Raw genomic sequence first — 22253 nt, 5'->3', positions numbered from 1 at the left:
TTTATTTTCCCGAAGCCACAACAGTTGCGATTATTTTAAGCATTTTGGAAGGATCAACCGGTTTATTCAAAACAATAGCGTCTGCTACAGCAGCAGATACAGATGTCATTTGATCGTGATCGTAACCTGTCTGAAAAATGACAGCTATATCCTGTCGAATCCTGCGCATCTGTTCTGCAGCAGCAACGCCGCCAAGCCTGGGCATAACCATGTCGAGCACCACCGCATGAAATGATTCCGGATCAGCCGAAAAATATTCAACAGCCTCTGCGCCATCAACAGCTAACTGAATCTGATAACCGGCATCTACGAGTACCTCGCCAAGCGTTTCCCGCACTGCCAATTCATCATCTGCGATCAGAATTTTCTCGCCATACCCAAGGGAAAATTCCTGTTTATCATCAACTTCATGAGGGTTCTCATCAACCAGAGGGAAATAAAGTTTAAAACTACTCCCCTGACTGACGGTACTATCGAGCTTGATGAAACCATTATGTTGTTCCACCGCGCCAAACACCATCGAAAGACCCAAACCGGTTCCTTCACCCACACTACGTGTTGTATAAAAAGGCTCAAAAATCCGGGAAATATTTTTCTCTTCTATTCCATGGCCATTATCAGATACGCAAAGCATGGCATATGAATCAACTGCATCAGGATGTTCTTTGCGCAGTTCTGCATCGGTTTGAATCTGTTGCAGTTGAATGGAAATACACGGCTTCTCAATATCAACAACAGCATCTCTCGCATTGGCCAATAGATTCATCAATATCTGATGAATCTGAGTTTTATCACCATTGATCACCAATGCTTCATCACTCAGGTCCAGAGAGAGTTCTACAGACTCCGGCACACTGACGTGAATTAACTTGATGGTCTCATGCATGAACGATGTCAGGTCCAGACTGGTAAATTCGCTTGAGCCCTGCCGTGAAAAGGCCAGCAACTGCTTGATCATCTCAGCTGCCCGATAGCCAAGTTTCTCAATACGATCAATGGACTCTATCACATCATCCTTGCCTGCCGCTCTTTGGCGAGCGATGTAGAGATTACCGACCATACCAGCGAGCATATTGTTAAATTCATGCGCAATACCGCCCACCAGAGTCCCCAGAGACTCCATTTTCATTGCATGAGTCAATTTCTCATCCTTGGCCAACTGTTCGGTAATATCTTCCTGCACAGCAACATAATGGCTGATGACGCCCTTTTCATCGGTTACAGGCACAACCGAAGAGCGGACATAATAGAGATCACCATTTTTACGGCGATCTGTCATCTGACCGCTCCAGACACTGCCCGAGAGCAAGCGAGACCAGAAAGCCTGATAGAATTCAGGTGGATGCTCACCACTCTTGAGAAATCTGGGATTCTTACCCACAGCCTCGGCTGCACTGTATCCCGTGACCTTTGTAAAGGCCGGATTTACGTATTCAATATTTCCATTTACATCAGTGATGAATACGCACTCAACCATCGTTTCAATCGCACTGACCAGTTTAGCCTGTTGCCTGATTGACGTCTGAATCTGATCGGCCATTTGATCAAATGCATCTGAAATTCGGCCCAGCTCATCCATGCCTGTAAGTGCAGATCGTGCCTGCAGGTCTCCCGAAGCAAATGCTTCGGCCGATCGGACAATACGCTGTACGCGTTTGGTTAGGGCATAGTGAGAAAGTAGCCAGATAAATATGGATATCAGAGAAAACAGGCCGATAAACAGTCGCAATCGGGCCTCTACGTCGTGGTAAATCTGCTGTTTTGTCGGGTGCAGATCATAACGAGCCACCAGAGAACCGTAATTCATGGGTCGAATATCACTCTCATCACCTTGGAAACGGACAGGAAAATGCACGTAGAGACTGTTTCTGTCTTCCGAAAAATGCGCGTGCCCCTGCATACGCTGGGGAGTAGAGAGCGTCAGTGAACGCAGGTCTTCATCAATGCTATCGACTGCCTCATCAAGCCAGGCAACTCTCGATGCATAAAGCACCTTATGATCAGGGGCAACCAACACCAGTGCACCCAGGCCTTCTTCAGTAGCAAGTCCTGACAGTTCCGCAGTTACGGCTGCCGTATCCTGTCGAAGCAGCATATACTCCGCAAAACTTGCTGCACGAAACAGATCCCTGAACACATCTTCTTTTTTGCTATGTTCAAATGCGCGAATGCTCTGATGAGTCTCATAAAAATAGAATGCTACAGATGAAAAGGCAGCTGTTCCCAGCATCAACAAGGGAATCATCCATCGCATAGGCAGCCATGTCAGAGTCATCTGGTTGTTTCCATAGCATGCAGTAACGACGCATCCATGATGTCGTTTTCTGGAAACTTATGAATCAGGCGCTTGTTGATCATCATTTCTGCCATTTTCTGTGAAGACTCAAACAATCGGCTTTCATTGCCACCGGAGAGTACCGCCAGGTTTTCATTCAAGTCAGGCAATCTCAGCCCCTCATACTGTGCCAGCACCTCTTTAACAGACAGCTTCAGGCGGGGCTGCATTCGCTTGGCTGCATCATTCGGGTGCTCAGTCAGATAATCAAGAGCACGGAACCATGCTGCGATCAATTGTTCAAGACGATCTCTGTTTGATTCGAGAACATTATCGTGAACTACGAGCACATCTACAACTTCCGATGGAATACGGGCGCTATCAAAAATCACCTGCGCTCCGGCTCGCTTCAATTCGGATTTTACCGGCTCAAATGTCACAACAGCATCAACGCTGCCGCTTTTATAGGCAGCGGTATGTTCATTGGCTGGTATGGAAATAATAGTGAGATCACCAGGTTGCAGTTGGCCGACATCCATGGCTCTGCTGATCATATATGCTCCCAGCGCTGTGGTTTCCGCTGCAACCCGCTTGCCTTTCAATTCCTGTAATGAGCCAATCCCGGAACGGGCCAGTATTGCATCAGCCCCTGACGATTCATCCATCACCAGCACAATGCGAATGTTAGGATCATCCTGATACAGCAGTAGCGCTTCATCCAGAGTCATCGCTGCCACCTCAAGGGTATGGTCTCGCATCGCCCTGAGCACACTGGTTGTAGAGGTGAACTCCACCAGTTTCACATTCGGCTCATCCAGCCAGCCGAGACTGCGTGCCAGATATAGCGGTTCATAACCCGCCCAGACATTGGTACCCAGTCGAACAGGTTCGACCGGAGCCGGGGTACAGCCGGCAATCAGCAGCAGCAGAAATGACCACAACAGTTTGAGATTCATATTGCCAGAAGAATCCTCCATACCATCAACATGTCATGCATCATATCATACAACTGTTTATTGAATACAAAAAAACTACAGCGAGAGAGATACTTTTTTTGTGAGAACAGGGAGCTTTTTTAAACAGACGGCCACACAAATGTCGCAACTAATCCATATGGATGCAGCTTCCCCGGAATGAACCAATTCAGCCATCAACCAGATGCACAAATGCCTCATGGTTTAATCAAGTAACTCGCGTATGGACTGGCTGAGTTTGCTGATTGCGAACGGCTTACTGATCACCTTCTCTGTCATTTCCTGTTGATCTGTACTCAACGTGCTGAGTCTATCGTATCCGGTCGCAAATATGGCTTTCACCTCCGGATTGATGGTTCTGATTCGTTTTAAAGCTTCAACGCCTCCTAATTCCGGCATCACCACATCCAGAATGATCAAATCTATGTCAGCCCTATGCGACTGATACATTTCAACAGCCAGCAATCCGTTTGTAGCCGTCAGCACTGCATAGCCCAAGCCTTCAAGCACATCGGTCCCGGTCTCCAGCACTGTCTCATTATCATTAACAAGCAAAATTGTCTCACCATTGCCAGCCATCACCTGTTGGTTAACTGAAGAATCAAACACAGCTTGGTCTGAATTCATGAGCGGTAAGAAAATCTGGACAATAGTTTCAGGCTTTTCCCCCTGCGAAGATTGCACATCAATAAAGCCACCATGTGTTTTCACAGCACCATAAACCATGGCCATACCCAGGCCTGTTCCCTTGCCCGGTTCCTTGGTGGTAAAAAATGGTTCAAAAATATGCTCAATATATTCTGGTTTTATACCCGTACCATTATCCACCACTGAGATGCAGGCATATTCGCCGCTCAGTACTCCTTCATGCCGATCTGCAAAATTATGATCGACATTCAAGCGATTCAGATGAACCTGGATGGATGGACTGTCCTTTTCCTTGACTGCGTCATGAGCATTATTAATCAGATTCATCAGCACCTGCTGCAACTGATTGATATCACCGTTTACCTGCATATCTGTATCATTCACCTGCAATTGAAAATTGATATTTTCAGGCAATGATACCTGATTCAATTTGATGGTTTCCTTCAAAAATGAAGAGATCGATAGAGGGTGCATCTCAACAATCCCCTTACGAGAGAAAGCGAGCAACTGCTGGATTGTTGCTGCTGCAGAAAATGAAAGTTGCTCAACACTATTGAGTCGTTTCACAACCTCGGGCAGTGCTTTGGCTGCCTTTTTCGCCAGGTAGAGATTGCCTGTAATACCTGCCAGGTTGTTATTGAAATCATGTGCAATGCCGCCCACCAGTGTACCAATCGCTTCCATTTTCTGTGACTGATGAAATTGTGCTTCAAGTTCTTCGAATTTTTCCAGATTCTGCTGGATGCCAATATAATGGGTGGTTTTTCCAGCCTCATTCTTGATCGGTGAGACCGTCAGCATAGCGGGGTAAAATTCACCGCTCTTCTTCTTGTTGATCACTTTCCCCTGCCATGTCTGCCCGTAAATGAGAGTATCCCACATATTTTCATAAAATTGAGAACTCTGGCTGCCACTTTTCAGGATGCGGGGGTTCTGGCCTAAAACCTCTTTCTCAGAATAGCCGGTAATCAGGGTAAATGTCGGATTAATATGTTCGATTACCCCCATGTGATTGGTAATAACTATGGCCTCACCCGACTGCTCCAAAGCCTGTGAAAAGAGTTGAATTTTTTCTTCAGCCTTCTGCCGCTCTGAAATATCTGTAAAGGTGACAACTGCACCAATGATTTCGCCCTGCTGCCAGACAGGAAATGACCTGTATTCAGAGGGAAAGCTGCCACCGCTCTTGTTCCACATGACTTCACCAACCACATGGGTGCCCTCACCTCTTTCGAATGCCTCGTAGATATGACATTCATTAGCCGGGTATGGACTGCCATCATTGCGTGTATGGTGAATCAGGTCATGCATGTTTTCACCAAGACACTCATCTTCGCTCTCATAACCCAATATTGTGAGACACTGTTTGTTTACAAAGGTACACCTGCCATCCATATCCAGGCCATAAACAGCTTCGGCAGTGGAATCGAGTAATAGCCTGATGCGATCCTCACGTTGCTGGATATTTTTCTTCATGGCATTGATACCACTGGCCAGCAAATCAACCTCATCATGCTGGCTGACATGCAAATCATGTGAATAATCACCGTTTGCAATTGCCCTGGTAACATAGAGAATTTTCTGCAGACGCTGCACCACCACCCTGTTCAACAGTAAAATCAAAATGAGGGTCACAAACAGGGTGATAAACACCAAAGCTATAGCTTCCCTAATGAGCCTTTCAAACAGGGTCTGCTGCATGAACTTCTGGCTGAGATAGACTGTTACTGAACCAATGATTTCTTTATCTTGTATGATATTATTGGAGTGAACAATGTAGTCACCGGCAATATCAGGCAAAGCCTGAACCAGCTGCCAGTTTTCATCCCGTTTTTTCCCTGCAAACATTTTTCTTTCTGAAGACACAGTAATGGCATAGACCTGTTTATCCTGCATTTCCGAATCAATGATTTTGCTTACCCAATCCTTATCAACCTCCCACAAGGGTAGAATCAGGCTTTCAGCCAGGCGATCAGCTTTAATTTGAGACAATTCATTCAGGTTCTGCAGAGCAGTTTGTTTAGCCCGGCTGTGATCAAATAGTTCAAACACCATGAACCCCAGACTGACAGTCGCCACCACAATCAGGATAATCATGCTCTTGATGCTATTCTTCACCTGTCCCATCATTACTCTTCAGCCTCGGCATATAGATAGGAAAACCTGTCCAGTTGATTGAAATAGTTCTTCGGCAATGTTTCTGATGAATAATATTTATCCAAAATCCGCTGATACTCACCATTATCCCTGACCTGTTGCAGGGCATCTCTTAAACGCTTGCCCAAGGCTATGCTATCAGGCTGGTTCTCAGCTAACAGGACCGCAATAGGCGCATCGGATCTGGGCATCACAGCAACACCGAACTGTTCCACTTCATCCGGAAACAGATTCCTGATGATCTGTTGACCAATCAGATCCACCTCAATCACCATATCCAGTCTGCCCTTACGCAACTTCTTGAACATCGACTGATGGGAATAACTTTCTTCAAACTGAATACCTAACTGCTCGAAGGAGGAGCGATCAACGAGTGTACCCTTTAACAGGCCAACTTTATGGTTTTTCAGATGCTCCAGTGGCATCGCCGATGAATCATGAGGTTGATTTGGAAGGTAGTAAAAAATTGACACATGATATACTGCGATGGGAATAACGGCTGAAAATTCCTGATTTTTCATAAAAAAGGCAGGATTGCCGAGATCATTATTGGCATCGTTTTCTATCATACGTTTTAGTGGTTTAAAGGAAATGGATGCTTCAACATCAGCGGCTTTTGACATCGCCTGAACAATTTCACCACACATCCCGTTTCCCGGCAGTGATGCCGACCAGAATGGCGCACTCTCATTGGCATCCAGCTTCAAAACAGGACCGGAAAAAGCCGGCAGGGAAAACAGCCCCATAAGACTCAGAGAGATGATAAACATCCCTGTCCGGTTCATTGCTCTACCTGACTGTAAAATTTCAATCTCCTGTCCATTGCATCACTATTTGAATGTCTCCAGCCTTCTCAAGAACATTTTACCATTATCACTATCACCAAAGTGTTTTTTCGAGATGGCTGCAGAAGTGCCATCGCTGACCATAGCCGAAAGTGCCTGCTTGAATTTCTCTGCAGCCACTTCACCCGATGGGTGCTTGCGGTTGAATACAATAAAATACACCTGATGCTCTGCGTGTGCTTCGGTGGAAATAAAGCGACCTTTTTCTTCCGGCATATATCGATCAACCAGCCACTCCACGGACTGAGGTGGTGCACAGATAAAGTCCAGATCACCCTGCCTGAGTTTTTTCAGCATGGTGATAGTTCTGCCGAAATGCACTTCAGCTCCGGCCTTTGCAAAGTAACTTTTCTCTTCACCCTTGTGCGCCCCATAATGCTTTCCTTTCAGGTTGCCGGCTTCGTTGAGATTCAGCCCATTGGGATAAGCAGGCTTGTAATAGAAAAACTTCTCGGACAAGCCTGAAATGGGAACAAATATCAGCTGCTTCCTCTGTTCTTTTGAAAATTGAAAATGCCAGCCCATCACAGCTAGGGCATCTTCCTGCAACAGATAATAGCGGACCATGCGTTTTAACGGATGCGTGGTAATCACAGCATCCAGTTTCGCTCGTTTCAACGCTATTCTAACTATCTCGGAAATTGGCCCGCCATCGACAACTTCCTCAGTTACAAAGGGAGGGAAATCCACCGCATGCACTTCATTTTTATCCGGTGAGAATAAAGCTGTAGTCACGCGCGGGCCGGTTGCCTGTGCTGAACCCGGCAAAAGTATAGCCAACGCTGCTGCTGCAAATATAAACTCGGCAAATCGTTGCATGGTTAATCTCCTGTACCCCCAAAACACCACTCTTCGCATATCCCTGTCACCTAATCCGCTATGGCCGATGCAGACTGCACCAGCACCTTATCCCATAGCTCGAAATGATGACCAAACGGGTTGGTCTGACTCATGAATATGGTGATTTTCTCTTCTTTGGGATCAACGCTGAAGCGGGTGGAATAGATGCCGGCCCACTCAAAAGTACCCACATCGCCGCTATCCACCGGATGTTCCCTGTCCTGCTGTATGGCAAAGCCCAGGCCAAATTTCCAGCCCTTGCTGTGCAGGAACTCTGCTTCATGTGCACCGATATGATTGGTTGCCGTCATCAATTCAACCGTCTTGCGACTGAGCAGGCGCACACCATCGAGTTGACCGCCATTAAGGAGCATCTGCGCAAATCGGAAATAATCATAAACAGTGGATAGCACATTAGCTCCACCAGCAAGATACTTGCCGGATAGTGCTTCTGCATCGGATGGATTCAGGCACAGGTCCCCTGCCATGATCGGTTTCTCATCTGCGCGTTGTAAGTCGCCATGCCAGTCGCTCTTCCAGACCGCAGCCAGACGCGGTAATTTTTCTTTGGGAATATAGAAATGGCTGTCATGCATTTTCAGGGGGTTAAAGATATTCCGCTCAACAAAAGCATCGAATTTCATGCCTGAGACCACTTCCACCAGATAACCCAACACATCGCTGTTCAAGCCATAATCCCACACTTCGCCGGGCTGTGCATATAATGGCAGGCGCGCCAAACGTTTGACCATATCGCCAATCTCTTCGTCAGGCCTGCAAAAACCATCAGTAATGCCCGCCTCTTTATACAGATCAACAACCATTTTACGTCCCGGATTAGAATACACATCGTTAAGAAAAAGATAAAGAATGCCGGATGTATGCGCCAGCAAATCCCGAATCTGCACCTCACGTTTTACCGGCACGAGCTTGTAAGGAAATGCCGAACCTTCCGGCAATGGCACGAGAACTTTCTGGTTTCTGAATTCAGGAATATATTTGGATACCGGATCGGAGAGCAGCAACTTACCCTGTTCATACAACATCATAATTGCTGTACTGGTAATCGACTTGGTCATCGAGACGATTCTGAAAATGGTGTCGCGCTGCATGGGTTTGCCAACATCGGCCAGACCGGATGCCTTGAAATAGGCAACTTTGCCTTTACGCGCCACCATCACTACTGCACCGGCAATCTGTTTTCGCTCCACATACCCGTCAATCAGACGATCCATGTTTTTCAAACGTTCGGAAGAGAGACCCACCTTTTCTGGTTTGACTGTCTTGTAATCAGCCGCAGAGGCAGGCGTCACGGCAATCAAAAACGTTGTTATAAAAAAAGAAGCGCTTTTTGCATGGCATATCCTTTGAAAAGGCCTCTGAAACAAAACGCGCACGATATGCAGTTATTAGTCAGGGCCTTAACTTTTTATTTATCGCGGATTTCTTAGCAAAGATTAGCAATTCACTTGCCAATAGATGAATGTCTTACAAAGAGAATGCTGCCCGGAAATTTTCTACAAGATTAACATCAGAATAAAAATGCGGCGCAAAGCGGATACCGCCGGCACGATTAGCGCAAATGACCCCGTCTGCCATCAACTTACGGTAAAGCCCGGCATGGCCTTCCCTGTCCAGCTTCTTGTGACGGAAGGTGACAATACCTGCAAAACGACCGGGTTGATCCGTTGTAATCAATTCCAGTTGTGCTTCGGATGCGACCCAGTCCATTAACTGTCTTGCGTTGGCGAGCACCTTTTCCTCGACCACATCCATACCGATATCTTCAAACAGGGAGAGGCTGGCATTGAGTGCATAGATACCAAGCATGTTCGGGCTACCCGGTTCAAAACGGCGGGCTGATCTGGCAGGCGACCAATCTGTTGCATCGAAGTCCCCTGCCCGCTCCACCATATGCCAGCCATATTGCGAAAGCTTTAATTGCTCTCTCGCCTCAGGTCTGGAATAAAAGACTGCAATGCCTTCCGGACCGAGCATCCATTTATGTGCATCAGCCACCACAAAGTCTGCCTGACAAGCCTCCACATCAAACTGCATCGCTCCAAGGCTCTGGATTGCATCCACGCAGAACAGAATGTCATTCCGGCTACAGAAATGCCCCAAACGATTCAGGTCCATACGCAACCCAGTTCCATACTGCACCGAACTCACCGTCAGCAAGCGCGTGCGTTCATCACACAACTCCTGCATGGCTGATTCAGGGTCGGTTTCTGACAGGTCTGCCAGACGCAGTTCAACGCCTCTCTCTTTCAGCGATTCCCAGACGATGCGATTGGATGGAAACTCCTGATTGGTGGAAACGATATTATCCCCTGCCTGCCACTCCAGACCATAAGCGATCAGTGACAATGCTTCGGATGTATTTTTACTCAGTGCAATATCATCCACTGAATCGGCATTGATTAACCGTTTCAGCCTTCCACGCAGCTCCCTCTCGGTTTTCATCCATTCCAGATATCCAGCAGCCCCGCGGTGCATATTCTCATCAGCAAAGGCTTTCACCGCATCCGCCGTACGTTTCGGCCAGACACCGACGGCAGCATGATTGAGATAAATCAGGTCATCATAAAGAGGAAACTCATGGCTAAAATCAATCACGCTGGGAAATTGTTAATCCCTGAAATTGCTGAACGAGAGTGGACGATCGGAGTCCATGCCGCGGATCAGGGCCATCACGGCTTGCAGTTCGTCGCGTTTCTTGCCGGTTACACGCACCTGATCGCCCTGGATGGAGGACTGCACCTTCATCTTTTCGTCCTTGATCTTTTTGACAATCTTCTTGGCCAGTTCCGTGCTTACACCCTGTTTGATGGTGATCACCTGTCGTTTGGTGCCGCCGCTGGCATCTTCCGGCTCGCCATATTCCAGACATTTTGGTTCCAGATTACGGCGCACAAGTTTAGCGCGCAGAATTTCGGTCACTGTATTCAGCTTATTGATGTCATCACCCACAGCTGTAATCGAAGTCTCACCCAGTTCAATACTGGCCTTGCTTCCCTTGAAATCATAACGCGTGGTAATCTCCTTGATCACCTGATTCACCGCGTTGGTCATCTCCTGCATATCGGTTTCACTGACCACATCAAAACTGGGCATATCCCCTCCAACTCTCCAATAATAGATGGACACATTAGACTGTGATCCATTCAATAGCGAAATGTTGCCTTCTCAGGCTTTGACAAGCAATGCGCCACACTTAGGTTTACCCCGTCAGGAGGGCATCTTTGCCAAAGAACTTCAATCATGATTTTTCCGACAGGTTTGCAAACGGAAACGGCAATGCTCGTAAAAGAGCTAAGAAGCCCAGGCGTCTGAATTTTTCACTGCCAAAGCTGACTATGCCCAGACTGCCCAGGCCCGGAATATTTCCTGTAGTCGGCGCACTGGTCGGTTTTGCATTTATTATGCTGTTCATCAGTTCCGGTGGCGAGGATGTCAATGCTCGCTCACAACCGCATGAAGAATGGTTAACTCCCGAACTAACCCTGGCTGCCGATGGTTCATCGCAGAAAAGTCAGACTACGCTGCAACCGGGTGATAATGCAGTTTCTGCATTGATGCGCCTTGGCTTCGACAGAAGCACCAGTCACAACATCATTACTGCCGCCAACTCCAGTTATAAACTGAAAAACATTCGAGCCGGCAAAACATTCAAGCGTGCTGATAGCGAGGCTGGCATTGAAGTCTCCTACAATATTGATGCGCTCCAACGTCTGCAGATGCGTCTGCCCGCCGGTGAAAAAACATGGCAAGCCGAACTTGTTAAGAGAAAGGTTTATACCCGCCAGCGTATTTCATCAGGCAGCATTGAAGACAGCCTGTTCAGTTCAGCGGCAAGAGCTGGCATGGATCAGCGCACAACCATGAACCTGGTTGATATCTTTGCCTGGGATATCGATTTTGCCAGAGACATGCGCAGTGGTGATAGTTTCCAGGTGATCTACGAAGAGCGTTTCGATGACGAAGGCAGAACGCTGGAGAGCAGTATTCTGGCCGCCAAGTTTGTAAATCAGGGTAGAGAATTTCTGGCTGCTCGTTATGAACAGGCCAATGGCAAAGTTGATTACTTTGACCCTGATGGCAAAAGCATGCGCAAAGCGTATTTGAAAGCACCCGTGAAATTTTCCCGCATCTCTTCAAGGTTCAGGCTGAAACGCAAACATCCGGTGCTCGGTTATACCCGTGCACACCGTGGTGTGGATTATGCTTCACCTTCCGGCACACCTGTCCACTCAATCGGTGATGGCTATGTGACCTTTGCCGGATGGAAAGGCGGCTATGGCCGTATCGTTCAGATCCGCCACAACAACCGTAATCACACCACCTTCTATGCTCACCTGCGCAAATACGGCAAAGGCATTAAAAAAGGGGTTCGTATTCGTCAGGGAAGAGTCATCGGTTATGTCGGCATGTCAGGACTGGCTACCGGCCCGCACCTTCACTTTGAGTTTCGTTCACGTGGCCGTGCGGTAAATCCACTAACCATTAAACACCCACCTGCCAAACCCATTGAAAAAGCAGAGAAAGAGCATTTTCTGCAACAGACTGCCCCGCTGCTGGGTAGTTTAAAGCAACCTCCAACACAATATAACTGGGGCTGATATGAACCGAAAAGCGTGGCTGGCCAAAGCCGGTGAAGTGCTGGATATCGAAATCGATGCACTAAAAGCCCAACGTGATGCATTGGATGAAGAGTTCGCTGATGCTGTTGAAACCATACTTGCCATTGACGGTAGACTGGTTGTCGTAGGCATGGGTAAATCCGGCATTATTGCCAAAAAAATTGCCGCCACATTCGCCTCAACCGGCACTGCAGCATTTTTTGTGCATGCCGCCGAGGCACAGCATGGTGACCTGGGAATGATTACAGGCTCTGATGCCGTACTTGCCCTCTCGCACAGTGGTGAAACAGTTGAAGTATGCGGTCTGCTGCCGGAAATCAAACGGCGTGGAGCCAAAGTGATTGCCATTACCGGTAACACCAGCTCTACCCTGGCACGCCATGCCGATACGGTTTTGCATATTCCGGTTACCAAAGAGGCCTGCCCGCTGAATCTGGCCCCCACTGCATCCACCACAGCTACGCTTGCGCTTGGAGATGCACTGGCCGTAGTCATCCTGAACCATCGCGGATTCAGGGAAGAGGATTTTGCCCGCGTGCATCCGGCAGGTAGTCTTGGCCGCAAATTGCTGCGCGTTTCTGATGTTATGCATCAGGGCAAAGAGCTGCCACTGGTCGATCATCTGGCCAGTTTGCGTGAAGCCATTATGGAGATGAGTTCACACCGACTCGGTATTACCGGTATTACGGATGAAGCCGGCAATCTGGTTGGCTGTTTAAGTGATGGTGACCTTCGCCGTGTCCTTGAATCCGGGCACATGGATCTCGATGCTCCTGTGCAAACACTGATGCATCGCAATCCTATGCAGATCAGTGCAAATAAACTTGCCAGTGAAGCCCTGCTGGTCATGGAAGAGCATAAAATCATGGTTCTGTTTGTCTCTGATGAAGAGCAACAACTGCAAGGCGTAGTGCATATGCATGATATTCTGCAGGGAGGTCTGTGATGAGTCAGAAAACAGGGTTTGATTTTCCTTTCGATAAAGCCGCAGACATTCGCATGCTTATACTCGATGTCGATGGTGTCATGACAGACGGGTCCATCATCATGGACAAACACGGTGATGAACTCAAAGCCTTCAATGTGCGTGATGGTCACGGTATTAAACTGCTGCAGCGTATCGGAGTGAAAATTGCCATTATTACAGGCCGTACTTCGCCTGTTGTCGAGGCAAGAGCCCGCGACCTGGGTATCGATTTTGTCACCCAGAAAAGCCTCAATAAAGATGAAGCGCTGGCAGCACTGGAGCTCAAATCAGGTATCCCGGCACAACAATGTGCCATGATGGGTGATGACATTATCGATCTGCCTCCCATGTATCGCTGTGGATTAACACTTGCCCCGGCTGATGCCTGCCTGGCAGTACTCAACCATGTCGACTGGATTTCAGATAACCCAGGTGGTCGTGGTGCCATCAGACAGGCTGCAGAAGGCATTATCCTCGCTCAGGACAGCTGGAATGATGTCATGGACCGTTATCAGGTCAGTCCTGCCGACAGCGGCTGGAGCGCATAAGCCCGAACAATGCGATTTTCTTTCTGGCCATGGCTAAAATGGGCAAGTCTGCTGCTTTCAGTTGGCAGTATTGTTATCGCTATTACCTTGATGTGGCTGCAATCCCCCCAGGAGGTAGCTGTTGAAGAAACCCAGGTTGAAAAGCCACAGACCAAGGTTGAAAGCCCGCTTATCGTAGAACGAAAAGATGGCAAGGTGATATGGCAACTCAAAGCTGAAGAGGCAAAACAGCAACTGGACGGACAGATGAATCTGGTGTCACCTACCTTGAGTCTGTTTACGCAATCGGGGGACAAGATAACGATAGACAGTAAACAGGCGTGGTTTAATCCCCTGAGTCGAGACATTCGTTTCGAAGATCAGGTTAACGTCGTCTATGATCTCTGGCATCTGACAACCGATATGATGATTTATACCAGTGCAACAGATGTGTTACATGTGCCGGAGAAGTTCAACATTAAAGGTGAATCGATGTCCGCCAGAGGTAAAAATATGCGCTTGCATCGACAGCGTGAAGAGATCATCGTAGATGAAGGTATCTGGATTCAGGATAACAGTAGCCCGCAATGGCAAGGAGCAAAACCGTGATGAAAACCATGTTAGCATTGCTATTGATTCTCAGCTCCGGCTCAGCGCTGGCTGGACCTGTCGAAATAGAGTCCGGCAAAATGACTTTTTTCCATAAAACCAGTCAGGCTGAATTCATCGGGAAGGTGCAACTCACAAGGGATGATTTTCAACTGCACTGCGACAAGCTGATTGCCTATTACAAAAACAACCAACTCGACCATGCTGAAGCATTCGGCAACATCAAGCTCAAACAGGGTAAAATCACCGGCTCATCAAACAAAGCTGTGCTGGATCAGGTTAAAGGAAAACTCACATTGATTGGCAATGCCAGCCTGCAGCAACAGGGCAGTCGGATTCAGGGTGAGACCATCATTCACTACATTAATCAGGAGAAAACCATCGTACAGCCCAAAGCTGGTGGAAGAACGCATATGGTCATTGAGTCGGATCAGAATGGCTCCACTCCGATGTCTGGCGGGAGCAAAAAATGAGCAGCGTCCATCACCTCTCTGCCAAAGGCCTGTGTAAATCATACCGCAGCAAACAGGTTGTCAGCGGCGTAAACCTTGATGTTTTCTCCGGCGAATGCATCGGCCTGCTGGGCCCTAATGGCGCGGGTAAAACCACAAGCTTCTACATGGTATGCGGACTAATTCAATCGGATACCGGATCAGTTTCATTTAATGAGGACGATATCACTGCCCTGCCGATGCATCTTCGCGCCCGCAGCGGCATCGGTTACCTGCCTCAGGAGGCCAGCATCTTCCGCAAATTAAGCGTACGGGAAAACCTGCTGGCCATCTTTGAGACACTCGACATACCGGAGATTCAAGTTGAAGAAGAACTTGAACAGCTGCTTATCGATTTCGGCATTGAGGGCGTACAACATCAGAAAGCCTATACCCTCTCCGGTGGTCAGCGCAGGCGTACAGAAATTGCCCGCGCCCTGGTCACCAAACCACGATTCCTGCTGCTTGATGAACCCTTTGCCGGTGTGGACCCTATCGCCGTCGAAGATATTCAAACCATCATTGCCGAGCTTAAAAGCAAAGGCATCGGCATTCTGATCACCGACCACAATGTTCGTGACACACTCTCCATCTGCGACCGCGCATATCTGATGAGTGCTGGGGAAATTATTGTGCAGGGTACGTCAGATGAGATTATTGCTCACCCGGATGCCCGACGTCTCTATCTGGGTGAAAGCTTTTCGATGTAGGGCTGTACTCTCTGTACAGTGGAATTCGCATCAAAATAACACAATACTTGCAGACAGTTAGACTGTTCAGCATGATTAATGTTTGCAGTTATTAACAGGAGAGGCTGAAACCAGTGATGCAAAGCGGTAACGAAAACAGATCTGTCATTACTGCAATGACCGGTGCATCCGGAGCAGCCTACGGTTTGAGACTGATTCAACGTCTGGCTGAGGCAGGTGTAGCGCAACATTTGCTACTCTCCAAAGCAGCCAGAGTTGTACTGCAACAGGAAACCGGTTTAAACCTGCCTGAGCAGACCGAACTGGTTATATCTGCGCTGGCAAAGCATCTCAATATTTCAAGTCACCTGCTGCATAACTATGAACTGAAAGACTGGTTTTCACCTGCGGCATCTGGTTCTGCCGGCATCAAACAGATGGTCATCATCCCATGCTCGATGGGTACGATGGCGCGCATTGCCGGAGGCATGTCGGACAACCTGATCGAACGTGCTGCCGATGTGATACTGAAAGAAAAGCGGCAACTGATTATTGTACCTCGAGAAACCCCTTTATCATCTATTCATCTGGAAAACATGCTCAAACTCTCGCATCTGGGAACCCATATTATCCCTGCCATGCCCGGCTTTTATCATAAACCGGAATCGATAACTGAGATCATTGATTTTATTGTAGACCGCGTGCTCGATCATCTGGACCTGTCTAATCCGGAGGCTAAAAAATGGGGCATTTAAGACTCGTTCGTGTATCAGCGCTTATCATACTGCTGCCATTCATGTTGTCTGGCTGTGTCGCTGTCACTGCAGTTTCGGCGATTCCCGGAGCCGTATTCGAAGTGTTGGGCAACCAGTTTGTCGGCCTGGAAAAAAGCTTCCCATCCAGCATGAAACGCACGCTGGCTGCTATCCAGAGTTCACTAAGGGATATGAAACTGGATATTGATGTGCTTGAAATCCAGGAAGATGGCGGTTATGGCATTGGCTTTGGCAATCAGCGTCTGGACGGTACAATGACTGTGAGACGGCAAACACCTCAACTCACAACTGTTTATATAAAAGTGCGCAGTTCATCTCGTGAAGAGTCCGTTGAAACCGCCATCACAGAACTGATCGAAGTCAAACTGAAAAAATTGCCCAGATACACTCGTTTCAGCAGGAAAAAATATAACAATCTGAGAGCCAAGACTTCAGTTGACTCCAAACGGGTCGGCTGGTTCAGGCCCGGTGCCAGTCTTGAAGTCAGTAAAATCGGTTCTCAGGGCTGGTTAATGATTAAACTGCCTTCAGGTAAAACAGCCTATCTGAAAGGTGCTATAATCGATAAACAAGAGAAGAATAAACGAAAATCAATCTTGAGCAGAGCGGAGAAATAAGATGAGCAGCAATAATCAACAGTCATTGGACGATATTGCAGAAAAAATTGCCGGCGGCCTTCGTCTGCTGGGTGGCCTCAAACAGGGTGCCGAAGCACAGGTTAAAAGTATTGTTGAAGGCGCGCTTGATCAGTTTGATGTGGTGACCCATGAGCGTATGCAGGTTCAGGAAGCCATGTTAAGGAAAGCACGTGAAGAACTCTCGGCACTGGAAGCCCGAGTAAGCGAGCTGGAAGCTCAAATCAAAAAACTGAGTTAATATGCTCGCCCGGCTTGCTTCCGCCAGTTTACGTGGTTTGGATGCTGAAGCCGTTGATGTTGAAGTTGATCTGTCTCGCGGCATTCCCTGCTGGTCTCTGGTTGGGCTGCCCGAAGCCGCAGTTCGTGAGGCTCGCGACAGAGTCCGCTCATCGGTTATTAATTCTGGGTTTGAATTTCCGCTGCGTCGAATCACGGTGAACCTCTCCCCTGCCGATATGCGCAAGGACGGCTCCTATTTCGACCTTCCTATTGCCATCGGACTGCTCATGGCATCAGGGCAGATCCAGCTCGATAATGCATTGAAGCTTTCCAGTTCGGCATCAGTTTCACAGAACGAAAGCAAGCTTCCCTTCCTGATCGGTGAACTGGCTCTTGATGGCCGCATCAATCCTGTGAACGGTGTATTACCGCTGGTGCTTTTTGCCCGCTCACATGGTTTTCAATCTATCATCCTGCCCACGGATAATATCAATGAAGTGGCCGCCATCGATGACATACAGATTTATCCTGCTGCCAACCTGCTAACTGTTGTAGAACATTTGACCGGCTTTAAAGCGATAGAACAGGCTTACTTCGAAACTGATGACACACAGATTTCTGAGAATATACCGGATATGTGTGATGTGCGAGGTCAGCAACAGGCACGCAGGGCACTGGAGATTGCTGCAGCTGGCGGACATCATCTGCTGCTCAATGGCAGCCCCGGAGTCGGTAAAAGCATGCTGGCCAAACGCCTGCCGGGAATCATGCCTCCACTGACCTCGGAACAGGCTCTGGAAGTTACCCGTATATACAGTGTGTCAGGGGATCGATCACGGCCTGCCATGAGTAAATTGCCTCCGATCAGAACGCCTCATCATACTGCTTCCAATGTGGCCATTATCGGTGGCGGAAGCAATCCCAAACCGGGAGAAATATCCAAGGCAGATTTTGGCATATTATTCCTCGATGAGTTACCAACCTTCCAATATTACCAGTATTCAAATCAAGATCGTCAATACGCGGGCTAAGTGGTTGTTTATATGTAACTTATTGAACATTACAAACTTCACCCTACACTATGAATCTTGCATTAAATGCAAGTATTTTCTGAACATTGGAGTTTCCACCCCCCACTTAAAAAACCTTTCAGATCAGATAGTTGCATTTAATGTAATGTTCACCACCCTACTTTATGCCCCCATGCAGGAATGTCGCATTAAATGCTTGCATATTGCATTAAATGCAATTATAATGCGCTTTATGCAGAGAGAAGATTGGAAATTCCGCATTGTTGAATTAAGTAGATTAGGAGGCAACCATGCCTCGTAAGCACGTGCAAGTTGTCCAGACTCAAGCCAACCATCTTAATATTTCTGAAAAGGAGCAAGCTCTACTGAGCGCCATCACCAAGGGTTATGAGCAGCGTAGACTTGGCTCATTAAATCACACTGAAAAATCAGTCCAAGGTGATTTGAGAACGCTGAATGATTTCCTGACTTACACTCAGAAAGCTCCCTGGAATGCAGACGAAGATGATTTTGATGCTTGGTGCTACCACATAGGCGTGGAGCGGAAACTAGCTACTGAATCACAGAGAAAGTATCAGACGGCGATTCAGCAATATTATAGATACTTCACTAACAATGTGAAATTTCGTGCAGAAATTTTGAACAGCTTTGGCGTGAAAGCTCGCCAGATCGTCACAGAAGAAAATAAGATCCCTCACGTCAACGAAAGGCAGCGTACAAATGAACGCCCTGCTTTCACACATCTGCAGATTGAACAATTTTTTGATGCTATTGATGAACAGATAGTCGAAGCATATAAATTCAGGTCCAAAGAGTTTTTAATTCTACAGCGTGATAAAGCCATGTTCTATACACTCTACATTTTAGCATTGAGGAATTCAGAGGCTCGTGGACTAACCACGAACTCATTTAGAGAAAACCCTGGAACTCCAGAGTATGGTGATTTTGGTTTTGCCACAGTATATGGAAAAGGCAGTAATGGCAGTGGCCCCAAGATCCGAACTGTTCCGGTGGATAATGTTAACTTACCTCCAATCCTTCAATGGTATGTTGATGAGGTTCGCCCCAGATTCCTTGAAAAACCTCACTGTGACCCGAACACAGAGGCATTCTTTTTGACTGAACGTGGCACCCACCTGAATTCCAGGACCCTTATTTATCGTTTCAATAAAATTTTGAAATATGCCGGCCTTGAAGGTTTAGGCTTTGTCCCCCACTGCCTTCGACACACATATACAACCCACGCAGCAGAAGCAGGTCTTAGCGTTGAATACAGCAGACGCAAACTCGGACATGAATTCTCCGCAACCACACAGGGCTATACCCATTGCGGTGATGAGTTTGTAAATAAGCTGCTCAATGATTACAACAGATCACAAATCGATACCGCATTACAGAGTAAAGATACCAACGGAGGAGGGAAAAAATGAAAATCACATGGAACCTTAGAGTAATGATGGCGCAACATGATATCAAATCAGCAACTGAACTTGCTCGTCAACTCGATGCACTTGGGGTTGAAATATCTACCGCACAAGTAACCAGAATTGTTAACAAGATGCCTGACAGAATTAGTGTTACTGTTTTACGTGGGCTAATGGAAATATTTCACTGCTACCCCAATGACTTAATTGTTGTTGAGCATGATGAACCCAAAGATTCAAAGCCACCGGTAGGAAGAATACATGCTGAAAAAGGTGCAGCCACACCAACTACCAAACCAAAAGGCAGACAAAAAACAACTGAACCCAGAGAAGTAGATAACATTTTATCAATTACCGGTGGGAAAGCTCTCCCTATGCCTGTAAAAGGACAGTAAATAGCCGTGTGTAGTAAATCCGTTCTCCCGTGCGATTCCTGTGCCCGTCCTATGACAGGGCGCGTATATTCATTCAGGAACGCACCAAAGAATGGGTTTTGTAAGGGATGCTATGACAACCTACCCAAAATCCCTTGCACATGCTGTGGAAAGGTATGCAACACAATGCCGCAAGATGACTTCATTTGCCATGGCTGCAAAACCAAGGCACGTACATGCGATCATTGCGGTAACAATGCCTATTCAGGGGGAAGAGTCCTTGATGGAAAAGTTGTTTGTGCAAAATGCGCATACAGGCTTCTTGTAACGAGACCGTGTACCATCTGTAAAAAAGATTTCTCAGGAACTGCAGATTGGCCAGAAAGTCGGCCAATATGTCCTAGCTGCAGAGAACGGGTTAAAAAAGCAAAGCCATGTGCACATTGTGGTACCTACAGCCTATTTACACAGGCCGATTCAAATGCAGGCATTCATGAAGCTGTTTGTCCAAGCTGCAGAAAGAATGCCCGCATCACTTGCCCTGGCTGTCATAAACATCGTAGCCCTGAAGCTCTCGATGCTCAGGGGCGACAGATATGTAGAGAGTGCCATGAACGTGGAACAAATCCATTTATCTGCCCTCAATGCGGAGAAAAAGGAGTTAAGCATAGCAAGACCAAGTGCGAAGACTGCTACTGGCGTGACTATGCAGTTAAACGTGTTGTGCGTTGCCAAAGCCTATTGAACACTGACTGGGCTAAAGAATGCTTTGCTGACTTCATTCAGTCGTTAATGGAACTTCAAACCCCCAATTATGGTGCCATGAAAGTTGAGCAATATTTTCCCTTCTTCATGAAGCTGGATGTTATGTTTCCTTCACGTGATTCAGTTTGCGGGCATGCATTATTAAAGGAATTTGGGGCAAATGGACTACGTGTGTTCACAACACCGTATGACTACATGGCCAGCCTTGGATTATTCACTCCACTAACCCGCGATGAAATCCGTGCTGCTGCTGAGAAGCGACGTCAGAATATGTATGTAGCACAAGCATGTGGAAAATGGTTTGAAAAGGAAATGATCGCATTTCAAGAGCACCTTGAAACCATCGCCAAGCGATATGCAGATCGCGGTTGGAAAGGAAAAAAGGCTAGGTTTAGGCCGAGAACTATTTCAAGTGCACTTCAGGTCGCTATTCGATTTTATAACCATATTGATGCATGTGGAATCATAAATAACCGTCAAATACATCAGGATATTGTTGATGGATTTATTTTTCACAATCCTGGCTACAAACAGCCACTGCGCACACTTGTTAGTTATTTTAACAGGCATGGCAAGGTGTTCAGGAAACTGAAAATTGAGCCGGTTAATTTAAACATCCCTAAAGATGCATTATTGCCCCCAGACAAATGCAATGAGCTAATTAAAAACTGGTTATGCTCTGAAGGAAAAGAATCCAAGAAAGGATTGATTGGCATATTAATGCTCATGTATGCCCAGCAGCCAAGCAAACTAGTGCGACTTCGCATGTCGGAAATCCAAAGAAATGAAAAAGGCATATATAGCGTCGCTTTCGGAACAACTGAACTTGAACTGGAACCAGAAATTAGCGCCTTGTTTGACCGATATTTGGAACACCGTCATGCACTTTCCATGATGGAAGACGACCTTCACAATGAATGGTTGTTCCCAGGGAGGAAATTCGGCTGTCACATGACATCCTCAGCCGTTTCATGTGTGCTAAAAGATATGGGGGTCACAGCAGACCAGTTGTTTGCAACATCAATTTATAATGCTTATCAATCTGGCATGCGGCATTCGAAAGTGTTGGTAAACGCTTATGGTATTTCTCCACTCACAGCAATCAAGTACCTAAAGCTATTAGACCCACGCATGTACGATGAAGCAGACTCCACAAACCAATCACAGCATGCAACAGGTTGATAGCTGGTGGCTCTACATGCTGGAATGCCGGGGCGGTGGCATTTATGTTGGCATGTTATTCAGCGTTCAAAATTGACCCCCTAGAGGGGTAAATCAGCGTCCAAATTTGACCCCCCTGTAGTATCCCCAGCTAATGATTTAGTTGGAGGAAAAAACAGGAGTGATCACAGTGGAAACGA

The 22253-nt window shown here is 47.2% G+C and carries 22 protein-coding genes; 14 read left to right on the top strand and 8 right to left on the bottom strand.

Annotated features, from left to right (window positions below):
• Window position 1: 1 nt before the first annotated feature.
• From MMIC_RS06715 to MMIC_RS06680, 8 genes are all read right to left on the bottom strand, one after another.
• Complete coding sequence (locus MMIC_RS06715; RefSeq protein ID WP_072659699.1) at window positions 2–2275, bottom strand: hybrid sensor histidine kinase/response regulator; 2274 nt, start codon at window positions 2273–2275, stop codon at window positions 2–4.
• Window positions 2272–3252 (bottom strand): ABC transporter substrate-binding protein, encoded by a 981-nt coding sequence (locus MMIC_RS06710; protein ID WP_083530486.1) that lies wholly within the window; start codon window positions 3250–3252, stop codon window positions 2272–2274. The genes MMIC_RS06715 and MMIC_RS06710 overlap by 4 nt, the downstream gene beginning before the upstream one ends.
• 201 nt (window positions 3253–3453) lie before the next feature.
• The gene (locus tag MMIC_RS06705) at window positions 3454–5994 is read right to left on the bottom strand and encodes a hybrid sensor histidine kinase/response regulator (RefSeq protein ID WP_171966470.1); all 2541 of its coding nucleotides are present in this window, start codon (window positions 5992–5994) and stop codon (window positions 3454–3456) included.
• Between the two features lie 32 nt (window positions 5995–6026).
• A complete protein-coding gene (locus MMIC_RS06700) occupies window positions 6027–6824 on the bottom strand; it encodes a substrate-binding periplasmic protein (protein WP_072659758.1) in 798 nt (265 codons plus the stop codon).
• 60 nt (window positions 6825–6884) lie between these two features.
• Window positions 6885–7718, bottom strand: coding sequence for a substrate-binding periplasmic protein (locus MMIC_RS06695; RefSeq protein WP_072659696.1), 834 nt, complete (start codon window positions 7716–7718; stop codon window positions 6885–6887).
• Window positions 7719–7768: 50 nt separating this feature from the next.
• Window positions 7769–9052 carry a serine hydrolase domain-containing protein gene (locus tag MMIC_RS06690; RefSeq protein ID WP_227819406.1) on the bottom strand — a complete coding sequence of 428 codons (1284 nt, stop codon included), beginning with the start codon at window positions 9050–9052 and terminating at the stop codon, window positions 7769–7771.
• A 175-nt stretch (window positions 9053–9227) separates the two neighbouring features.
• Entirely contained in the window at window positions 9228–10358 is a 1131-nt protein-coding gene (locus MMIC_RS06685; protein ID WP_227819402.1) for an aminotransferase class V-fold PLP-dependent enzyme, read from the bottom strand.
• A 12-nt stretch (window positions 10359–10370) separates the two neighbouring features.
• A complete protein-coding gene (locus tag MMIC_RS06680) occupies window positions 10371–10856 on the bottom strand; it encodes a YajQ family cyclic di-GMP-binding protein (protein ID WP_072659695.1) in 486 nt (161 codons plus the stop codon).
• A 128-nt stretch (window positions 10857–10984) separates the two neighbouring features.
• Here MMIC_RS06680 and MMIC_RS06675 point away from each other — a divergent pair, with 128 nt between their 5' ends.
• From MMIC_RS06675 to MMIC_RS06605, 14 genes are all read left to right on the top strand, one after another.
• Entirely contained in the window at window positions 10985–12361 is a 1377-nt protein-coding gene (locus MMIC_RS06675; RefSeq protein WP_227819401.1) for a M23 family metallopeptidase, read from the top strand.
• Window position 12362: 1 nt separating this feature from the next.
• Window positions 12363–13328: a KpsF/GutQ family sugar-phosphate isomerase gene (locus MMIC_RS06670; RefSeq protein ID WP_143144899.1), complete on the top strand. Its 966-nt coding sequence runs from the start codon at window positions 12363–12365 to the stop codon at window positions 13326–13328.
• Window positions 13328–13897, top strand: a complete 570-nt coding sequence (locus MMIC_RS06665; protein ID WP_072659693.1) for a KdsC family phosphatase — start codon at window positions 13328–13330, stop codon at window positions 13895–13897. The genes MMIC_RS06670 and MMIC_RS06665 overlap by 1 nt, the downstream gene beginning before the upstream one ends.
• Before the next feature lie 9 nt (window positions 13898–13906).
• Complete coding sequence (lptC, locus tag MMIC_RS06660; protein WP_072659692.1) at window positions 13907–14485, top strand: LPS export ABC transporter periplasmic protein LptC; 579 nt, start codon at window positions 13907–13909, stop codon at window positions 14483–14485.
• Window positions 14485–14958 (top strand): lipopolysaccharide transport periplasmic protein LptA, encoded by a 474-nt coding sequence (lptA, locus tag MMIC_RS06655; RefSeq protein WP_171966469.1) that lies wholly within the window; start codon window positions 14485–14487, stop codon window positions 14956–14958. The genes lptC and lptA overlap by 1 nt, the downstream gene beginning before the upstream one ends.
• Window positions 14955–15686 (top strand): LPS export ABC transporter ATP-binding protein, encoded by a 732-nt coding sequence (gene lptB, locus MMIC_RS06650; RefSeq protein ID WP_072659690.1) that lies wholly within the window; start codon window positions 14955–14957, stop codon window positions 15684–15686. Before lptA ends, lptB begins: the two co-directional genes overlap by 4 nt.
• 116 nt (window positions 15687–15802) lie before the next feature.
• The gene (locus MMIC_RS06645; protein ID WP_072659689.1) at window positions 15803–16420 is read left to right on the top strand and encodes a flavin prenyltransferase UbiX; all 618 of its coding nucleotides are present in this window, start codon (window positions 15803–15805) and stop codon (window positions 16418–16420) included.
• Entirely contained in the window at window positions 16408–17058 is a 651-nt protein-coding gene (locus tag MMIC_RS06640) for an SH3 domain-containing protein (RefSeq protein ID WP_072659688.1), read from the top strand. Before MMIC_RS06645 ends, MMIC_RS06640 begins: the two co-directional genes overlap by 13 nt.
• A gap of 1 nt (window position 17059) precedes the next feature.
• Window positions 17060–17317 carry an accessory factor UbiK family protein gene (locus MMIC_RS06635; protein ID WP_072659687.1) on the top strand — a complete coding sequence of 86 codons (258 nt, stop codon included), beginning with the start codon at window positions 17060–17062 and terminating at the stop codon, window positions 17315–17317.
• A gap of 1 nt (window position 17318) precedes the next feature.
• The gene (locus MMIC_RS06630) at window positions 17319–18329 is read left to right on the top strand and encodes a YifB family Mg chelatase-like AAA ATPase (protein ID WP_083530482.1); all 1011 of its coding nucleotides are present in this window, start codon (window positions 17319–17321) and stop codon (window positions 18327–18329) included.
• 290 nt (window positions 18330–18619) lie between these two features.
• A complete protein-coding gene (locus MMIC_RS06625; protein WP_072659686.1) occupies window positions 18620–19759 on the top strand; it encodes a tyrosine-type recombinase/integrase in 1140 nt (379 codons plus the stop codon).
• Window positions 19756–20148, top strand: a complete 393-nt coding sequence (locus tag MMIC_RS06620) for a helix-turn-helix domain-containing protein (protein WP_072659685.1) — start codon at window positions 19756–19758, stop codon at window positions 20146–20148. Before MMIC_RS06625 ends, MMIC_RS06620 begins: the two co-directional genes overlap by 4 nt.
• Window positions 20149–20620: 472 nt before the next feature.
• Entirely contained in the window at window positions 20621–20872 is a 252-nt protein-coding gene (locus tag MMIC_RS06610) for a hypothetical protein (RefSeq protein WP_072659683.1), read from the top strand.
• A 47-nt stretch (window positions 20873–20919) separates the two neighbouring features.
• Window positions 20920–22074: a hypothetical protein gene (locus tag MMIC_RS06605; RefSeq protein ID WP_072659682.1), complete on the top strand. Its 1155-nt coding sequence runs from the start codon at window positions 20920–20922 to the stop codon at window positions 22072–22074.
• The last annotated feature ends 179 nt before the right edge of the window (window positions 22075–22253 follow it).

This window comes from Mariprofundus micogutta (assembly GCF_001895085.1).
Taxonomy (GTDB): domain Bacteria; phylum Pseudomonadota; class Zetaproteobacteria; order Mariprofundales; family Mariprofundaceae; genus Mariprofundus; species Mariprofundus micogutta.
Note: the sequence above shows the minus strand (reverse complement) of the source record. Positions and strands in the feature narration are given on the sequence as shown.

Coding starts and splice junctions, on each gene's coding strand:
- MMIC_RS06610 (WP_072659683.1), top strand. CDS start 20,621: ATGAAGCTGTTTGTCCAAGCTGCAGAAAGAATGCCCGCATCACTTGCC.
- MMIC_RS06625 (WP_072659686.1), top strand. CDS start 18,620: ATGCCTCGTAAGCACGTGCAAGTTGTCCAGACTCAAGCCAACCATCTT.
- MMIC_RS06630 (WP_083530482.1), top strand. CDS start 17,319: ATGCTCGCCCGGCTTGCTTCCGCCAGTTTACGTGGTTTGGATGCTGAA.
- MMIC_RS06645 (WP_072659689.1), top strand. CDS start 15,803: ATGCAAAGCGGTAACGAAAACAGATCTGTCATTACTGCAATGACCGGT.
- lptA (WP_171966469.1), top strand. CDS start 14,485: ATGAAAACCATGTTAGCATTGCTATTGATTCTCAGCTCCGGCTCAGCG.
- MMIC_RS06695 (WP_072659696.1), bottom strand. CDS start 7,718: ATGCAACGATTTGCCGAGTTTATATTTGCAGCAGCAGCGTTGGCTATA.
- MMIC_RS06680 (WP_072659695.1), bottom strand. CDS start 10,856: ATGCCCAGTTTTGATGTGGTCAGTGAAACCGATATGCAGGAGATGACC.
- MMIC_RS06705 (WP_171966470.1), bottom strand. CDS start 5,994: ATGATTATCCTGATTGTGGTGGCGACTGTCAGTCTGGGGTTCATGGTG.
- MMIC_RS06665 (WP_072659693.1), top strand. CDS start 13,328: ATGAGTCAGAAAACAGGGTTTGATTTTCCTTTCGATAAAGCCGCAGAC.
- MMIC_RS06710 (WP_083530486.1), bottom strand. CDS start 3,252: ATGGAGGATTCTTCTGGCAATATGAATCTCAAACTGTTGTGGTCATTT.
- lptB (WP_072659690.1), top strand. CDS start 14,955: ATGAGCAGCGTCCATCACCTCTCTGCCAAAGGCCTGTGTAAATCATAC.
- MMIC_RS06670 (WP_143144899.1), top strand. CDS start 12,363: ATGAACCGAAAAGCGTGGCTGGCCAAAGCCGGTGAAGTGCTGGATATC.
- lptC (WP_072659692.1), top strand. CDS start 13,907: ATGCGATTTTCTTTCTGGCCATGGCTAAAATGGGCAAGTCTGCTGCTT.
- MMIC_RS06700 (WP_072659758.1), bottom strand. CDS start 6,824: ATGTTTATCATCTCTCTGAGTCTTATGGGGCTGTTTTCCCTGCCGGCT.
- MMIC_RS06620 (WP_072659685.1), top strand. CDS start 19,756: ATGAAAATCACATGGAACCTTAGAGTAATGATGGCGCAACATGATATC.
- MMIC_RS06605 (WP_072659682.1), top strand. CDS start 20,920: ATGGAACTTCAAACCCCCAATTATGGTGCCATGAAAGTTGAGCAATAT.
- MMIC_RS06635 (WP_072659687.1), top strand. CDS start 17,060: ATGAGCAGCAATAATCAACAGTCATTGGACGATATTGCAGAAAAAATT.
- MMIC_RS06715 (WP_072659699.1), bottom strand. CDS start 2,275: ATGACTCTGACATGGCTGCCTATGCGATGGATGATTCCCTTGTTGATG.
- MMIC_RS06640 (WP_072659688.1), top strand. CDS start 16,408: ATGGGGCATTTAAGACTCGTTCGTGTATCAGCGCTTATCATACTGCTG.